Source organism: Actinacidiphila glaucinigra (assembly GCF_900188405.1).
GTDB classification, from domain to species: domain Bacteria; phylum Actinomycetota; class Actinomycetes; order Streptomycetales; family Streptomycetaceae; genus Actinacidiphila; species Actinacidiphila glaucinigra.
The window spans coordinates 15,156-31,863 of the sequence record NZ_FZOF01000027.1; the positions used below are offsets into that span (position 1 = coordinate 15,156).

The 16,708-nt window shown below is 66.5% G+C and carries 17 protein-coding genes; 1 reads left to right on the forward strand and 16 read right to left on the reverse strand.

All coding sequences use genetic code 11. The annotated features are described in order from the left end of the window. Positions 1–93 precede the first annotated feature (93 nt). The 15 genes from CHF15_RS44160 to CHF15_RS35180 form a co-directional block, all read right to left on the reverse strand. Positions 94–240 carry an SDR family NAD(P)-dependent oxidoreductase gene (locus CHF15_RS44160; protein WP_220093363.1) on the reverse strand — a complete coding sequence of 49 codons (147 nt, stop codon included), beginning with the start codon at positions 238–240 and terminating at the stop codon, positions 94–96. Then, a complete protein-coding gene (locus tag CHF15_RS35115) occupies positions 237–1,436 on the reverse strand; it encodes a cysteine desulfurase-like protein (protein ID WP_089227971.1) in 1,200 nt (399 codons plus the stop codon). Before CHF15_RS35115 ends, CHF15_RS44160 begins: the two co-directional genes overlap by 4 nt. Before the next feature lie 888 nt (positions 1,437–2,324). Further along, positions 2,325–3,212 carry an SDR family oxidoreductase gene (locus CHF15_RS35120; RefSeq protein WP_089227972.1) on the reverse strand — a complete coding sequence of 296 codons (888 nt, stop codon included), beginning with the start codon at positions 3,210–3,212 and terminating at the stop codon, positions 2,325–2,327. Positions 3,213–3,267: 55 nt separating this feature from the next. Beyond that, the gene (locus CHF15_RS35125; RefSeq protein ID WP_089227973.1) at positions 3,268–3,651 is read right to left on the reverse strand and encodes an MmcQ/YjbR family DNA-binding protein; all 384 of its coding nucleotides are present in this window, start codon (positions 3,649–3,651) and stop codon (positions 3,268–3,270) included. Between the two features lie 132 nt (positions 3,652–3,783). Further along, on the reverse strand, positions 3,784–4,701 hold the full coding sequence (locus CHF15_RS35130; RefSeq protein ID WP_089227974.1) for an NADP-dependent oxidoreductase: 918 nt from the start codon (positions 4,699–4,701) through the stop codon (positions 3,784–3,786). Positions 4,702–4,754: 53 nt separating this feature from the next. Continuing rightward, positions 4,755–5,402: a nitroreductase family protein gene (locus tag CHF15_RS35135; protein WP_089227975.1), complete on the reverse strand. Its 648-nt coding sequence runs from the start codon at positions 5,400–5,402 to the stop codon at positions 4,755–4,757. Positions 5,403–5,461: 59 nt separating this feature from the next. Beyond that, entirely contained in the window at positions 5,462–6,256 is a 795-nt protein-coding gene (locus CHF15_RS35140; protein WP_245939200.1) for an isocitrate lyase/PEP mutase family protein, read from the reverse strand. A gap of 581 nt (positions 6,257–6,837) precedes the next feature. Further along, positions 6,838–7,512 carry a GNAT family N-acetyltransferase gene (locus tag CHF15_RS35145; RefSeq protein ID WP_245939201.1) on the reverse strand — a complete coding sequence of 225 codons (675 nt, stop codon included), beginning with the start codon at positions 7,510–7,512 and terminating at the stop codon, positions 6,838–6,840. Positions 7,513–7,639: 127 nt separating this feature from the next. Further along, on the reverse strand, positions 7,640–8,857 hold the full coding sequence (locus CHF15_RS35150) for an MFS transporter (RefSeq protein ID WP_245939202.1): 1,218 nt from the start codon (positions 8,855–8,857) through the stop codon (positions 7,640–7,642). 144 nt (positions 8,858–9,001) lie between these two features. After that, positions 9,002–9,388: a nuclear transport factor 2 family protein gene (locus CHF15_RS35155; RefSeq protein ID WP_089227979.1), complete on the reverse strand. Its 387-nt coding sequence runs from the start codon at positions 9,386–9,388 to the stop codon at positions 9,002–9,004. Between the two features lie 544 nt (positions 9,389–9,932). Beyond that, entirely contained in the window at positions 9,933–11,318 is a 1,386-nt protein-coding gene (gene lpdA, locus CHF15_RS35160) for a dihydrolipoyl dehydrogenase (protein ID WP_089227980.1), read from the reverse strand. Between the two features lie 255 nt (positions 11,319–11,573). Then, positions 11,574–12,170 carry a TetR/AcrR family transcriptional regulator gene (locus CHF15_RS35165; RefSeq protein ID WP_089227981.1) on the reverse strand — a complete coding sequence of 199 codons (597 nt, stop codon included), beginning with the start codon at positions 12,168–12,170 and terminating at the stop codon, positions 11,574–11,576. Between the two features lie 126 nt (positions 12,171–12,296). Next, positions 12,297–12,638 carry a GNAT family N-acetyltransferase gene (locus CHF15_RS35170; RefSeq protein ID WP_089227982.1) on the reverse strand — a complete coding sequence of 114 codons (342 nt, stop codon included), beginning with the start codon at positions 12,636–12,638 and terminating at the stop codon, positions 12,297–12,299. Positions 12,639–12,737: 99 nt separating this feature from the next. After that, the gene (locus tag CHF15_RS35175) at positions 12,738–13,655 is read right to left on the reverse strand and encodes an NADP-dependent oxidoreductase (RefSeq protein ID WP_089227983.1); all 918 of its coding nucleotides are present in this window, start codon (positions 13,653–13,655) and stop codon (positions 12,738–12,740) included. Positions 13,656–14,005: 350 nt separating this feature from the next. Continuing rightward, positions 14,006–15,049, reverse strand: a complete 1,044-nt coding sequence (locus CHF15_RS35180; RefSeq protein WP_089227984.1) for a zinc-binding dehydrogenase — start codon at positions 15,047–15,049, stop codon at positions 14,006–14,008. 643 nt (positions 15,050–15,692) lie between these two features. Here CHF15_RS35180 and CHF15_RS35185 point away from each other — a divergent pair. Then, positions 15,693–16,322 (forward strand): TetR/AcrR family transcriptional regulator, encoded by a 630-nt coding sequence (locus tag CHF15_RS35185; RefSeq protein ID WP_089227985.1) that lies wholly within the window; start codon positions 15,693–15,695, stop codon positions 16,320–16,322. A 9-nt stretch (positions 16,323–16,331) separates the two neighbouring features. Here the strand turns inward: CHF15_RS35185 and CHF15_RS35190 are convergent, their stop codons facing one another. Further along, the gene (locus CHF15_RS35190) at positions 16,332–16,679 is read right to left on the reverse strand and encodes a GNAT family N-acetyltransferase (protein WP_089228030.1); all 348 of its coding nucleotides are present in this window, start codon (positions 16,677–16,679) and stop codon (positions 16,332–16,334) included. Positions 16,680–16,708: the final 29 nt, after the last annotated feature.

A 16,708-nucleotide genomic window follows, 5' to 3' on the forward strand; every position in this document is an offset into this window, starting at 1 on the left:
GGGCCGCCCTCCGAAGGCGAAGGTGTGCCTCATCGAGGTCCAGAAGGGGGGCCGCCGCGTTCGCCCCGTCCGGGCCGCCGATGACCGAGAGGGTCATGTCTCGGACGCAGCCACCTGCTCGGCCTCCCGTACGGACCTGTTGCCGTGCACCGCGACCTGGTCGCGGGACCGCGCGAACGCCGCGGCGACAGCCCGGCCGATGCCCCGGGACGCGCCCGTGACCCGCACTGCGCGGTTCACCTGGCCACCTCCGCGAGACCGTCGATCAGCCGCTGCACGTCCTCGGCGTCGACGTACGGGGCGAGCCCGGCACGCACTGCGCCGGTGTCGCCGAGCCCCAGCAGCCGCGACGCCTCGAGCGCGTAGAAGTTCCCCGCGGGGACGTTCACGCCGCGCTGCGCCAGCCGCTCGTAGACCTCCCGGCCGGGCACTCCCTCCACGGAGAAGAACACCGTCGGCGTACGAAGTGCCGGCGCGCCGTACAGCCGCACCCTGTCGATGCCCGACAGCCCCTCCAGCAGCCGCCCCAGCAGCTCCTGCTCGTATGTTTCGACCGCTCGCATCGACTCCAGCACCCGGCTGCGCCGGTCGCCCGCGGAGGACGCCAGTGAGGCGATGTAGTCCACGGCCGCGGTGGTACCTGCGAGCATCTCGTACGGCAGAGTGCCCAGCTCGAACCGTTCCGGCACGTCGTCGGTGGAAGGCAGCAGCTTGTCCGGTCGCAATTCCTCCCACAGTCCCGGATCGGCGACCACGACACCATGATGGGGGCCGAAGAACTTGTAGGGCGAACACGAGAAGAAATCGGCGCCCAGGGCGGCCAGGTCGACCGGCGCGTGCGGCGTCAGGTGCACCCCGTCCACGTACAGCAGGGCTCCGACCTCGTGGACGGCCGCGGCGATCGCCGCGATGTCGGGGCGTGTGCCCAGCACGTTCGACGCCCCGGTGACCGCCACCAATCGGGTCCGGCCGGACAGCTGTTCCCGCAGGGCGTCGACGCTCAACTCACCGCTCCCGGGATCGAACGCGGCCCACCGCACCGCCGCCCCGGCGGATTCCGCGGCCTGGATCCACGGCCGGATGTTGGCATCGTGGTCCAGACGGGTGACGACCACCTCGTCACCGGCTGTCCACTGCCGCGCCAGCGTACGGGAGACGTCGTACGCCGCCTGCGTCGCCGACCGGGAGAAGACGACGCCGCGCGGCTCACAGCCGAGTAGGTCCGCAATGGCCCGCCGCGCCTCCGCGACGACGTGCTCGGCACGGCGCTCGGCGGCTGTCACCGAGCCCCTGTTGGAGATGCCCGAGCACATCACCGCAGCCATCGCCTCGGCGACCTGGCGGGGCACCTGTGAGCCACCCGGCCCGTCGAAGTGGGCCACCTTTTCCCTCAGCGCGGGGAAGTCGTCACGGATTCGCAGGACATCGAGATGCATGCACCCATCCTGCCGGAGCGCGGATTCCGCGAGGGCCGGGTCGCGCAGGACGGATCCGACCCCGCGGCAACCGGCTACACCTACGCCTGGCTCGCAGGTATCGCGCCTGCCCGACTGCGTCGTGCGGATCACCCGCACCACCACGGGGGTTACCGCCCACTGGGCCGAGCGCAAGTACTGCGAAGAGCGGCACAACCTCGACCTGAGCGTCCTATGAACGGCATCATGCCCGCCCTCGCAGGCGACCGCCCCACCTTCCCAGGCCGTCAACCCACCACAGAATGACCCACACATACGACCTGAGAACCGAGAACCGCTTTGATCAGCGGCGCCGGATGGTTACGGCCTCAATCGGGATGCCAAGCCTGCGCAGATGCTTCCGTATGTGTCTTTCCCGGGTCAACCCGATCAGTGACACAGCGACACCCAAAACGATCCAGCCACAGAGGAAGATGGCCACTGCTGCTTCGCGGCCCGAGAACCACACCGCCAATGCGGCAGATGTGACCGCTACAGCGACCCCCCAGGCCATCCGTTGACGCGCTCGCCAGAGATCTGCTTCGACCCGCATCTGAAGATCAGGTCCCATGAACGGAGGCCCTGACTCCTCGCCCGACTCAGGGTCGATTCGCCGGAATAACCCGTCCGGGCCCCTTACGTAGTATTCCCCTGACATCTCGCCCCCATCACTGACAGCGAAAAAGACGCTACTGGATCGCCAACGCCCGCACCCCATCCATCACTGTCGAGCACGCAGCAAAGAGGTCTTCGCACTGTCAGAGATAGCTGCGCCATGATCGCTGGCGCAGGGGCCTCGGCGACCGGGCGTCCACTATCAAGGTGGTCAGTAGCCGCTCCCCGCCCGGTCCCGGCGGTATCCCGGGGATTTCAGCCCAGGGCAGGGTAGTCGCCGGCAGCGAGGTCGTCGATCAGGCGCGGGTGGGTGGGCTCCCAGTCGAACCGTTCCCGGGTCAGTGCACTCGACGACGGCATGTCAAGGGCGAACACGCGGCCGATGACGCCGAAGCGCTCGGGCGGCGCCGACTCGACCGGCACCGCGAGAACGCTGCCGATGGTCTCGGCCAGCGACCTCATGGTGTCGCCCTCGTCGGCTACCGCGTGCAGGACCGTGCCCGGCGCGGCGTCCTCGAGTGCGATGCGGAACAGCTGTGCGGCGTCAAGCAGGTTGACCGCCGGCCATCGCTGTGTGCCGTCGCCGACGTACGCGGACACGCCCGTCTCCTGCGCGGCGGCGATGAGCACCGAGCAGAAGCCGTATGTGGTCCCGCGTTGGTGCACGGAGCGAGGCAGCCGCACGACGGAGGACCGGATGCCCTGGGCGGCCAGGTTCAGCACCGCGTCAGAGGTGTGGCCGCGGCCGCCGACCGGACCGTTGGTGGTGTCGGGGTCCTCCTCGGTGGTGGTGTGGCCCGGTTGCATCGGTGTGAGGCCGGCGTGCACGAATGGCCTCCCGCTGCCTTCGAGTGCGGCCGCGAGGGTCTTGACGGCGCGCGCCTCCTCGTCGATGCCTTGCTCGATGTTGCTCCAGTCGTTGCTGAAGGCCAGGTTGATGACACCGTCGGCCTGCGCGGCGCCGGCGCGGAGGCTGTCGAGGTCGGTGAGGTCGCCGCGAAGCGGCGTCCCGCCGCCGGCGGCGACGGCGGCAGCCGCGGCATCGGAGCGGACGAGGCCGAGGACCTCGTGACCGGCGGCGATGAGTTCGGGAACGACAGCCGAGCCGATGCTGCCGCTGGCGCCAGTGACGAAAACGCGCATGGGAGGCTCCAGATTACTGCTGTGACGCTGCGCCGCAGGATGGGCGTGGCGAGGGTCAGGCGTGTCGGTTGTAGGTGTGTGGATCCACGGGTTGCCTGGACTTGGGAAGCCCGCCGACCACGAGGCGGTAGGAGTCGGCCACGAGTTCCTTGACCAGCGTGTCGTCGATGGTGTCTCCGCCTTCCACCGTGATCCAGTGCCTTTTGTTCATGTGGTAGCCGGGGGTGATGGCCGCGTGCTGCTCACGCAGGGCTGTGGCGTCGTCCGGATCGGCTTTGAGGATCAGGACGGGGCGTCCAGGCATGTCGGTCATGAGCATGAAGACCTTGCCGCCCACCTTGTGGAGCTCCCAGTCGGGGTCGAAGCGATCCTCCCGGTCGGTGCCGGGCAGTTCCGCGGTGTAGTCGCGCGCGATCTTCTGCAGTTCCTGTCCGTCCAAGGTGATCAACCTCCTCTGTCGGTTCGAGTGCCTGGCGCATGCCGGTTCGGTTCCTTGCGCCGGTCGGCGGCCGATGGCCGTGGCGTGGATCAGGACGACGAACCTGCCGCTCGGACGGTGGCCGTCCACGGCCTACGGGAGGACGCGGATGACTGTCTTCCCGAGGCGTCGCGTGGTCGGGTTGAGGGCGCTGATGGCATCGTCGAGGCTCGCGACGTCACCGATGTTGGTCCGCAGCCGCCCGTCCCGTACCCGCTGCACGATCTCGCCGAGTTCGGCGCGATCGGCTTCGACGACGAAGTCCACGGCCAGGCCGTCAGCAGGCCGAGCTTCGACCGGGCCGACGATCGACACCAGTGTTCCTCCGGCCCTGATCAGGGCGGCGGACTGCTTCTGAACGTCGCCACCGATGACATCGAAGACCAGGTCGACGCCGCCGACGTCCTTCAGCGTGTCGTTGTCGAGGTCGACGAACTCGTGCGCGCCGAAGTCGAGCGCCTTCTCGCGGTCGGCGGCGCGTCCGGTGCCGACGACGTAGGCGCCGGCTTCACGTGCCAGCTGAGTCACCATCGTCCCGACCGCCCCGGCCGCGCCATGCGCAAGAACCGTCTGGCCGGCCTGGAGGCGGCCGTGCTGGAACAGGCCCTGCCACGCAGTCAGACCCGAGATCGGCAGGGACGCGCCCACCGTGAAGTCGACGTCGCCCGGCAGCGGTGCGAGGTTGCGGGCTTCGATCGCCACGTACTCCGCGAGGGTGCCGTCGCGATGCCAGTCGGCGAGACCGAACACCCGCTGCCCGACCGACAGCCCCGTCGTGCCGTAGCCCAGAGCGGTGACCACTCCGGCCAGCTCGTGGCCGGGGATCGACGGTGTCTTGTCACGGCCCGCGCGATCGGCCCAGGTGGACGGCCACTCCATCTCCGTGGGGACGAAGCCCGACGCATGGATCCGGACGATGACGTCGTTGATCGCCGCGAGCGGCTCAGGCCGCTCCGTCAGCGTCATTCCGGCCGTTCCCGCAGCCGGGTCGCTGACCACAATGGCTTTCATCGAAATAGCCCTTCTTGGTCATGTGTGGTGCGTTTTAGTTTCCGGGTACGTTTTTAGATGAAGGTGAACAGCTGGTCCGCGTCGAAGCGCGAGACCGGGGTGGTGTACACCTTCTCCGGGTCGGGGTAGCCGAGGGCCAGCAGCACCGTCGTGGTGTGCCCGCTCTCGCGGATCTTGAAGGCCTTGTCGACACTGGTCGGGTCGAACCCCTCCAGCGGGGTGGCCTCGACGCCGAGCTCGGCGGCCGCCATCATGGTCAGGCCCACCGCCATGTAGGTCTGCTTCTCCATCCAGTGGTTCAGGTCCTTGTAGCCATAGTTGCGAAGGTCGAGGAAGTCCCGGGTCATGGATTCCCACAGCTCCTGCTTGGACGGATCAGGGAACCGGCCATCGGCCCTCTCCTTCGCGAACACCGCCTCGAGGTGGGTGTCGGGCAGATCCGCCCGGGTGGTGAGGATGATGGTGTGCGACGCGTTCAGGATCTTCTCGGCGTTGTCCCGGAATCGTTCGCCCAGGTTGCCGGCGAGCCGCTCCTTGCCTTCGGGCGTGGCGAGGACGTAATAGTGGTTGGGCTGTACGTTCACCGATGACGGCGTGGAGCGCAGGAACCGCAGCAGCTGCTGAAGGGTTTCCGCCGGAATGGTCTTGCTGGGATCGAAATACCTGGTGAGATGCTTGTTCATGAGCTTATCGAGATTCATGTGAATCTTCCCTTTTCTTACGATGAGCGGGTGAGCAGCGGTGATTCGCAGGGTTGGGGCTAGTTCGATCCGCGGGCAAGTAGTTCGCCGATGCGCTCGAAGCTGGTTCCTGTCGTCGCGGTGGTGAGGTCACCCGCGACGAGAGCCTTGATGGCCTGGTCGAGTGCCTCCATCGCGTGGGTGTAGAGCGCTGGACCCACGCTGATGCGCTTGACTCCGGCCTTCTGCAGTTCAGCGACGGTCAGCACCTTGTCCGCCGGCGAGATGAGGACGTTGACCGGTGTCGGCGCGACGGCGGTGACGATCGCGACGAGTGCGTCGAGGTCGGGTGGGTAAGGGGCGTAGAGCACATCCGCGCCGGCCTCCGCGAAGGCCGTCAGACGCCGGATGGTGTCGTCGAGATCGGGCCGCCCCTGGATGAAGTTGTCGGTGCGGCCGGTGACGACGATGCGCCCCTTGGCAGCCTCGACGGCGCTGCGTATGCGGTTGACCGCCTCGTCGAAGTCACGGATCGGTTGATCGGGATTGCCCGAGGTGTCTTCGATCCCGATACCGGCCAGGCCGGACTCGACGGCGGCTTCCACGGTCGCGGCGACACCTTCGGGCGTGTCGCCGTAACCGTCCTCGAAGTCCCCGTTGACGGGCAGCCCGGTGAGGCGGCCGAGCAGCCGCGCATGCTCAAGGTGCTCATCACGGGTGACTTCGTGACGCCCGTCGGACCGGCCGAGTGTGGTGGCGAGTGCCGCCGATGACGTCGCGATCGCCTCGAAGCCGGCATCGGCCAGCATCAGCGCCGAGAGGCCGTCCCATGCGTTCGGCATGACGAGGCCGCCGTCGCGGGTGTGCAGGGCCATGAATTTCTCATAGAGCTCGGAGCCCGGCATAACGAACCTTTCCCGAATGATCGTTTTTGTGCGGTGAGGGTGTACCGGCTGTGTGCGCAGCCTCGACGGAGGTCCCCGCGATCAGCCGGGTGCAGCGGCCGAGCTACGGCAGGAACGTCGCAGTGCCTCGGCTGACCGGCTCCGACCTCGACCCCCTCTTTGTGCTGGCCGAACTGGGCCGAGCGCTGGGAACTGGACGCCTGCATGCATGGCGCCTACCGCCCTGGAGGTCCTTGTGGGGCTTCGCCACTTGGTTGTCCGCAGGGAACCGCCTTCCTCCAAGGTACCGCAGGTCGGCCACTTTTTCGGACTGAATAGTCCTCTCATGCTCTGCAGACGTACGGTTTCCATGCAGCCAGTCCACATCCATGATGGCCGAAGCACAGGAGACAGCGGACGAAAGAGTCCTCCTGTGGTCACGCACCCTGCCGGGCCGCCTTCGCCCCCCGGGGAAGTCCAGTCCCGCACGGAGACCGCGATGAATCCCCGCATGACGCGGTACCGGGCCTTCTCGGCGCGGCCTCGCCCAAGACGGCTTTGGACGATGCCGGTCACGGCCGCTCTGGCCCGTTCGAGCGTGGCGTGGACGTTACGACGTCCCCGTCACGCTTCCTCACCGAAGTCCTCGGCTCATCTTCGTGGCGGCCTTCCGCGGGCTCGCGCTTGGGGAAGGCGCCGGCGCCGGGATGGACCGTATCGATGAGGTCGGCGTACTTGGGGTTGCGGTCGATGAACTCACCCACCACAGGACAGATGATGGTGATCTTCTTCCCGATCTCGCGGATTTCGTCCAGCACGCGGGAGATGAGCTCCGTGGCCACCCGATTCTTCCGGTAGGCGGGGTCGACCCAGGTCGTCAACAGCACGACGCGGCCGCCCACGAACCGGTACGAGAGCTCGGCGATCCCTACATCACCGAGAGCGGCGATCCAGCGACCGTGCTCCGCGTCGTGGACGACGTCGAGCACCCAGATGGACTCCGTCTCGCTGAGATTCTCCTCGTCCAAAGCAGCGATGAGCGCAGCGTTGTTCTCTTCACGGGCAGACGCCTCGGCCCCGAAATTGAACGTCATTGTCAGCCTTCTGTTGGGGAACCCGGCAGGTGGGTTCGGACGAACGGGTGTGGCCTGCGGGCACTCATGGGTTCTGGGGTCACCTTCGATGAGGGTGGCGTAGTCCCGGTTGTTCTCCACGGCGGGGATCGACCACCTGCTGTGGACGGTCACCCGGAGGAGACCACAGCAGTGTCCGTCTTGGCCCGGCCAACCGACCGTGCGACCGCAGCCCACACCAGGAGGGCGGCCGGGGTGATCCGGCCCGGCTCGTCGGGCGGGAGGACCTCAGCGTGATCACTCACCGCTTCGCCCGTTCCCCGTCGATGTCGCTGTGCGGGTCGCGCGCGGCGAGAACGGTGAAGAGGGTGGCGACGATGGCAAGTACGGCGTAGCCGACGGCGATCCGCGGTAGTGGGAAGACGTTCGAGAGCTGGCCGGAGACGAGGCTGGGGAAGGCGGCTCCGCTGTAGCAGAGGAGGTAGATGGCGCTGAAGATCGGCGCCCGGTCGGCGAGGGAGCTGTCGTGCAGCAGGCCGCGGGTGGCGGAGCTGATGGCGATGCCTTGACCGGTGCCGGCGATGATGGTTGCGGCGATGAACAACGCCAGTGTGCCCATGGCGATCGCTGCGATGATGCCGATCCATCCGGCCAGGAAGATGGTCATGCCGATTCGCTGGCCCGCCGCGGATGTGAACCGGCCGCCGATGGGAGCGCCGAGAACGCTGGGGGCCATGTAGAAGGCGAACAACAGTCCGAGGGTGAGCGGGCTGTGGGTGTGGAACTGATCTGCGACCAGTGCGGGCATGAAGGCCTGGTAGAAGGCCCCGGTCGCCCAGGTCGCCAGGAACACCGCGGCGGCGACGGGGAGCAGATGCCTGACCCGGGCCGGTATGCGGACCCGGGGTTGCAGTGATCGCCAGGCGCCGGGTATCGGCTTCGCGGTTTCCGGGCTGGTGACGATGAGCGTGGCACCGAGTACGAGGAGGCCGGCGCATACCAGGTAGATGAGGTGGCGTGGCCAGGGGCCGAACTGGACCAGGGCGCCGGAGGCGACGGCGCCGAGGGTGAGGCCGAGCATGGGTCCCTGGCTGGAGGCGACGGCAGCCAGCCATTCCGGCCTGGTGGGTGCGGCGTCGACGATGTACGAGGTGAGGCTGCTGCTGGCCACCCCGGTGCCGACCCCCATCAGTAGCCGACCAGCCAGCAGGGTCCCGATGTCGTGCACGTTCAGCAGCAGCAGACAGCCCAGCAGGAGCAGGCCGAGACTGGCGATCGCGGTGGGCCGTCGGCCCAGATGACCGGACAGTCGTCCCAGCACCAGCAGTCCGGCGATGGTGCCGACGGAGTTGCTGACGACGGCCAGTGAGATGCCGGCGTTGGTGAACCCGTCCTCGGCCCGGTAGGTGTTGAACAACGGGATCGGAGCGGCAGACGCGGCGAACGCGGCCACCAGGGAGACCACCGCAGAGAAGAACGCCAACTGGAGCGGTCTGCCCCGGCGAGTCAGGTTGATCACTGGCGCCACGTCCTGCATCGAGCAGTGCCTTTCCATGAGTCGGTAAGTCAGACCCGATGTCGGTCGTGGACGCGCCGGCCTGCACGAGCGCGACGCGCTACGTGATGCACCGCCTCGCTTCCCCGCCGAGGTCCTCGGGAGAGTTCAGGTGCCCGGGGCGATCGCGCAGGCCGAGACACAGACCCAGCCACCGTCACGCTTCTGGTAGGTGTCCGTGTACAGGGCTTCCTGAGCCGCTCCGTCCGCGAGCATGGTGTACGTGGCGCGGGCGTGGATCAGGGCGACGTCACTGAGAATGCGGATCTTGACGTCGTGCACAGCAAGATCCTTGAAGGGCCGCGGCTTGGCGATGTATTCGAGGAACTCGGCACGGTTGCGCGTGACACCCGGAGTCTGCACGACGAAGTCCTCGGCGAGCAGCTCGCTGAAGCGCTGGACATCGTTGAACTGGTCGGAGTGGACATAGTCGTTGTTGAGCTGCTCGAGGATCGCCAGATCTTCGGTGGACTGCTTGGTCTTGGTGTCGTTCACTTTCTTGTTCCTTCCCTGCGTGTTGCGGCGTCGCTGCAGGTGGTCTGTCGATCAGGTGCCGGTCGACGCGGCGAACGAGGCCATCAGGGAGACCCCCGCAAATGGGACTGCCTCGCGTTCGCTAGGGAATGCGGCCGTCGCAATCCGGGGGAAGAGACAGACGGCTTTCGCGCGCCGCGACCTTTCGGGAGCCCGGGCCTTGGATGTGAGTCGGGCAGCTCCTGCTCCGAGCGAAGGCCACTGGTTACGACGAACTCGCATCCAGCTTCTCAAAGAAAAAACGGGACTGTCAAGTCCTCTTTATCTCGGGGATCCCTGAACATCGCCTCAGGAAACCCACAGGTCAGAGGCAATCATGTCCAGAACTGAAGCCGTGGAGTATGGACTGTGTAGCTCTTCGTAAAAGGGACGATCGTGGGCGGCGGAGTCTGGCGGCCAGAGGCCGTCCCGGGCGCCTGTACAGTGCCGGAACTACGACTGAACGGAGGCTGGCGACGGGCATGGCTGCCGCGCATCGCGGTCGCCGAGCGGTGCTTTCGCGGGGTCAGACGTGCAAGTGCAGCGGTTTGCCTGTCAGCGCGAGAGTCGCCTCACCGAGCGCCTCACCCTGTGTCGGGTAGGCGTGGACGTGGCCGGCGACGTCCTGAGGCCACGCTTCCCAGTTGTAGATGAGCTGCGCTTCCCCGATCTGCTCACTGATCCGGTCACCGATCATGTGAACACCGACGACTGCCCCGTCCTTCCTCCGGACGACCTTGACATGCCCTTCCGTTCTCAACGTCCGGCTACGAGCGTTGGTCGCGAGGTCGTAGACGACGAAGTCGACGTTCCCGGCCCCGTACGCCTGCTTGGCCTTGGCCTCCGTCAGGCCGACCGACGCGATCTCAGGGCGGGAGAAGGTGACCCGCGGGACACCGTCGTAGTCGATCGGCACAGCAGTCTTCCCGGCCACTCGGTCGGCGACGAGGATGCCCTCGGCGAAGCCGACGTGTGCAAGCTGCGGAGTGGGGACCAGGTCTCCGACAGCTGAGATGGTGGGGACGCTGGTGCGCATGTACTCGTCGACCAGCACGTGCCCCTTGTCCATGACGACGCCCGCCTCTTCGAAACCCAGGCCTTGGGAAACAGGGCCTCGTCCGACGGCCACGAGCAGGAGGTCCGCTTCCAGCACCTTGCCGTCCGCCAGACGGACGCGGATGCCGTCCTGCGTGTACTCGCTGCCGACGAAGGGGACCCCGAGGTGGAGGGTGACACCCCGCTTGAGGAACTCCGTCTCCAACCGGCTGGAGACGCTCTCGTCCTCCGCCGGGACAAGGTGCGGCAGGGCTTCGACAACGGTGACCCGGGCTCCGAACGACGACCACGCGGAGGCGAACTCGACGCCGATCACTCCGCCGCCGAGCACGATCACGGACTTGGGGACGTAGTCGAGGGTGAGAGCGTGGTCCGACGAGATCACTCGCCGTCCGTCGATCTCGAGTCCGGGCAGGGTTCTCGGAACGGACCCGGTGGCGAGTACGACGTGGCGGCCCGTGAGTCGGCGGCCTCCGACATCGACGGAGGTCGCCGAGGACAGTCGGCCCTCTCCTTCCACGTAGGTGATGCCACGTGCGTCGACAAGGCCGGTGAGCCCATTGCAGAGGCCTGAGACAACGCTGTTCTTGTAGGCGTGCAGGGCGTCCATGTCGATGCCTTGAAAAGACGAGCGCACCCCCACATCGCCGGCCTGGCGTGCCTGATCGGCCAGTTCCGCCGCATGCAGCATGGCTTTGGTCGGGATGCAGCCGTTGTGGAGGCATGTGCCCCCGAGCTTGTGGCGTTCGACCAGGGCGACGCTGAGCCCGAGTTGGGCTCCGCGCAATGCGGCCGCGTACCCGGCGCTGCCGGCCCCGAAAACGACCATGTCGTATGGCTTTTCGTTGTCGCTCATGTCATTGCTCCTTTGCGATCTGCCGGGCGTTCTCCCCGGTCGGCGCCGCCCCCGGTTGCGGCGGCACCTATACTGTGGCTCTCCACCCCAAAGGACTGAACAGTCCATGTAGGGAGGAAAACGCAGGTGAAGTCGCCGAGCACCCTCCGGCCCTGACGATGGCGTCGGCCATGAAGCGGAGGGGCCGTCCGGCCTGCTGCCGCTCCGGGACAGCTGACGCAGAGAGACCCCTCGTGCTGCCTCGTTCGCCGCGCATCAGCCCACGGTGTACGTCTTCACGTGGGCCAGCGCCATATCCATGGCGATGCGCATCGGTTCGACGTCGCGTGCCATCTGGGCGAGCAAGTAGCTTCCCTGCAGTGCGGCCATCACGGACAAAGCGAGCTTTGCAGGATCGACCCCCTCCTTGAGCGAGCCGTTCTCCTGCATTCGGCCCAGGCCGGCCGCAATCAGCTCTTGCCATTCGGCGAACTTCTCAGCGAGCAGGTTCCGGGCCGCGGGATCCTGAGGCGCACGGGATCCGACGAGCGCACCCAGAGCGCAGCCGTAGGCTCCGTCCTGGAGAGAGTTGAGGCGGATGATCGAATCGTTCCAGTCTTCCAGGGCCCGGAAGGAGCTCATCCGTTCCAAGTGCTGTTGGTCGCGGTGGAGAATCTGCTCGGCACGCAACTCGATCACACTGTGCACAAGCTCGTCTTTGTCCGCAAAACAGCGGTTGAACTGGGACCTGCTGGTCCCGCTGACCGCTCGCACGTCATCCAAGGTCACCGAGTTGACACCCTTGACGTAGAAGAGGTCTGCAGCGGCCTGGATTATGCGAACACGTGCTGTAGCTCCGCTGGCGATCGCCATTCTCTGCCCCTTCTGAGAGCTTTGGAATCGAGGCAGACGGATTTCGTCAATCCCACCCTGCCGCGACGTGCGCACTTGCCGGCCGCCAGACTGCGGCCGCGCCTCGTTCCGCCGTAGGCGGGCGCCTCAGTTGTGGCTGTCGTCGACGGCCGGCGATCCGAGATCGAGGATCTCGCGGAACTGGGGGTGCTTGTCTATGAAGCGATCCACGACGGGGCACCGGTTGGTGACTGTCGCGCGTTCCTTCACCAGATCGCACAGCGCCTCGCGGATCAACGCGGTCCCCAAGCCGCGTCCTCGGTAACCCTCCTGGACGTACGTGTGCGTCAGGCTGTACCGAGTGCCCTTGCGCTCGTAGGCGAGCAGCCCCGCATAATCGCCGGCCTCTTGAACCTCGTAGAACCTGTTGTCTTCGTCCTTGACGACTCTGATCGAGCCGCTCGCGTCAGTCCACAGCACCTTGGTCATCGCCAGTTCCTGTATCCGTGCCGGCTCCGCCTGGACGACGGGGCAATCCTATCGACCACCGAGTGGACTAGATCGTCCGCTTGGAGGGGTGATGAGTCTTCATGGACGAACGCGGATGATGGTCTTTCCCCTGACCCGCCCGGTCGGATTGAAAGCCGCGACGGCCTCATCGAGGGTCGCGACGTTGCCGATGACCGTGCGCAACCGTCCGTCCCGCACCCGCTGGACCACCTCACGCAACTGGACGCGGTCGGACTCGACGACAAAGTCGATGGCCAGACCGTCCACAGGTCGCGCCTCCGGCGGGCCGGCGATGGTCACCAGCGTTCCTCCTGCTCGAATCAGGCTCGTGGATCGCTTCCCTATGTCGCCACCGATGACGTCGAACACCAGATCAACTGCGCCGACGTCTTCGAGCGTGTCGTTGTCCAGGTCGACGAACTCCGCCGCGCCGAAGTCGAGCGCCGTCTGACGATCGGCGGCCCGACCGGTGCCGATGATGTGAGCACCCGCCTCGCGCGCGAGCTGCGTCACCATCGATCCGACTCCGCCGGCCGCGCCGTGCACGAGGACGCTCTGTCCCGGCTGAAGTCGCCCGTGCTCGAAAAGCCCCTGCCATGCCGTCAGGCCCGAGATCGGCAGGCTTGCGCCTACCGTGAAGGCGACATCGCCGGGCAGTGGCGCGAGGTTACGTGCTTCGACGGCCGCGTACTCCGCCAGTGTGCCGCCGCGAGTCCAGTCCGTGAGGCCGAAGACTCGCTGTCCCACGGACAGCCCCGTCGTGCCATAGCCGAGGGCACTGACCACTCCGGCGAGCTCATGTCCGGGGATCGAAGGTGTTCGGTCGCGGCCAAGGCGGTCCGTCCAGTTCGAGGGCCACGTCAGCTCCCCCGGGGTGAATCCGGACGCGTGAACCTCAACAAGCACATCGTTCCCGGCCGCCTCGGGCTTGGGACGCTCCGCCAGCCTCATCCCGGCCGTTCCCGCGGCCTGGTCGGCCACAACTATCGCCTTCATCGAGTACCTCCCTGCAACCCGTAGTCGTCCGCGCGCCGCCCGCGGACAGCTACAGGCCCCAAAAGTGAACCAAAAGGTCCACAACATCGCTCCAACCTGGACTCTAACAGCATACTCAATTCATAAACTGGTCTGGATGGTCCACTCTTAGGCGCCCCGTGCTTCATCCCAGGACCCGGGACAGCCCCGCTGGCGCCTGCGGTCCGGGCTCCGGGCGACGGCGACGACGGACAGCGGGCTGGCGAACGAGCGGCCGGCTGGTCACCGCGGCCCCACGACCATGGGAACCGTGCGGGGCCGACGCGCAGCAGGTGGGTGCGGACTGCGCCACACCCTGCCATCGCCCGAGGTCAGGGCTTGATGAGCACCTTCAGGCTCTTGCGGTCTGCCATGTCCTGGTAACCCGTCGGGACGCCGTCGAGGTCGGTGATGGCGTCGAAGACCTTCCCGGGCTCAATCGTGCCGCTCAGGACGTCGGGCAGAAGTCCTTCGATGTAGGCGCGGGCCGGTGAGGGGCCGCCGGCCAGGCGGATGTTGTGGCGGAACAGGCTGCCGATGCCAATGGGTGCTTCCTCGTACTGAGGGGCACCGACCCGGCTGATGACCCCGCCTGGCCGGACGATGCCAAGGGCCTGATCGTAGGCGGGCCTGGTGCCGACGGCCTCCAGGACCACGTGCGAGCCGTATCCGCCGGTGAGTTCGCGGACCGCTTCCACCCCTTCTTCACCGCGGGCGGAGACGACATCGGTCGCGCCGAACTCGAGGCCAAGGTCGGTGCGCGCCTGATGGCGGCCCATGAGGACGATCTGCTCGGCACCCAGCCGTTTGGCAGACAGGACCGCCATCAGGCCGACGGCCCCGTCGCCGATCACGGTGACGCGGGTGCGCTCGTCGACTCCGCCTGACACGGCAGCGTGGTAGCCGGTGCAGAAGACGTCGGAGAGCGTCAGCAGGGAGGGGATGAGCGCCGAGTCCGCTTCGACGGGGAGCTTGACGAGGGTGCCGTCGGCCAGAGGAACGCGGATGGCTTCGGCCTGGGCACCCTCGTCCGTCTCGCCGTCCCAGAAGTTCGCCTGGGGGTGGATACAGGAGCTGGGCAGGCCCTGACGGCAGAACTCGCAGGTGTTGTCGGAGATGCTCCAGGGTGAGACAACCAGGTCGCCGCGCGAGACGGTGGTCACCTCCGAGCCGGTGTCTTCGACGATGCCGATGAACTCGTGGCCCATCCGTGCGGGACCGTCCTCGGGCTTCAGTGAGGCGTACGGCCACAGGTCGGTGCCGCAGACGCAGGATGCGGTGATCCGCACCAGGGCGTCCGTCGGGTACTTGATGACGGAATCGGGTACGTTCTCGACGCGGACGTCCCCAGCGCCGTACATGAGAGAAGCGCGCATCAGTGATACTCCTTTTCCAGGTGGTGCCCGAGGGAGTGGTGGTGCGTATCAGCCGGCCACGGAGCGGATACTGCTGCCGCCGGACTTGTTGCCTTCCATGTCGAGCCGAGGCGCACTGCTTCGCCCGCACCCCTCTCCAGTGGCCACGGACGCCGGCGTCGATTACGGAACAGAGTCGTTCACTGCGGCCGAGCCGTCAGGACACGCACTCGTCGAACGAACCGAACGCCACCGATAATCGTCGGGTATCAGCTCCATAAGACGTGGAGCCCGCGGTCCTCTTCCGTTATAACGCAAAAGAGAGGACCATGTAGTCCATGAGGTGGGCGCCTGTGAATGTCACGACCGTCGGGATCCTCACCGTGCTCATGTGGGACCTGATGCGTGCCGGCGCGGGCCGCCGGCCGAAAGTCATCGTGCGGGGAAGCCGGGCCCGGATCCGCGCGTTCCCACGGTTCGCATCCAGCTGGAGGCGGAGGTGGTCCAGGTGACAGAGAAGTCACGCGCATCTGCGAAGGCTGCACCTCATGCGCTCGACGCCCAGTTGGGCAGGGAGCGGCCGACCGATACCCCCGAGCGCGGGTCGGCACCGCTCTCGGGCTCTCCCGCAGACCCGGTGATCGCGCGTAGTAATATCGGGCACATGTCCGTAGATGATGCTCCAAGGCAAGAGCGGCGCCTGACCTCGCGTGGGGCTGTCACCCGCGACCGCATTGTTCAGGCCGCTGCCGACCTTTTCTACGTGAGGGGCGTCAACGCGGTCTCACTCGACGACGTACGAGCGACAAGCGGGACGAGTAAATCTCAGCTCTATCGCCACTTCGCGGACAAAGACCAGCTTGTCCACAGTGTCATCGAGCTGCGGACCGATCAAGTCCTGAACCGCGATCGCCAGATGCTGGAGCGGATGAATTCCATTCGCGCGCTCGAACGGTGGAGTGACAAGCTCATCCATCTCAACTCTTTGCAGGACGGTGCCTACGGGTGCGCGTTGGGCTCGCTCGTCAGCGCCCGGGCGGCGCAGGACCCGACGTCGAGGAACAAGCTCGCCGAGACGTTCGCCGAGTGGCAGCAGCTCATCTCGGCAGGCTTGAAGCGCATGCAGGAGAACGGCTCGCTGCGTGAAGGGGCAGACCCGGAGCAGCTCGCCACCGCTGTCATGGCCGCCTTGCAGGGCGGCTACTTGCTGGCCCAGACCGCCCAGGACGTCGAGCCGATGCGCATCTCCATGCAGATGGCGTTGAACTACGTACGTTCCTACGTCGTGGACTGAGTCGAACCCTCAGATCGATGAAGGCGAGACCCAGGTGCCTGAATGTTTCACGTCGACCAGGCTGACGTATTCGGGATTCTTGCGTATGAACCCGTCGACGACCGGGCAGTAATTTGAGATGGTGTTTCCGTGGATGCGCAAAAAGTCCAAGGTGCTCTTGATGAGGACGTTGGAGAGACCTTGTCCGCGGAATGCGTCGTAGATGACCGTGTGCATCAGCACTCGTCGATTGCCGATCACTCGATAACCCATATGGCCGGCCGTCTCACCGGCTACGGAGATCTCGTATCGATGCTCCTTCTCGTTGTTGCTCACCACCACGGACGATTCCGCGTCCGAAAACAGCACGTCGGGCATCTCGGTCCTCCAGCGCATCAGAAAGCCTC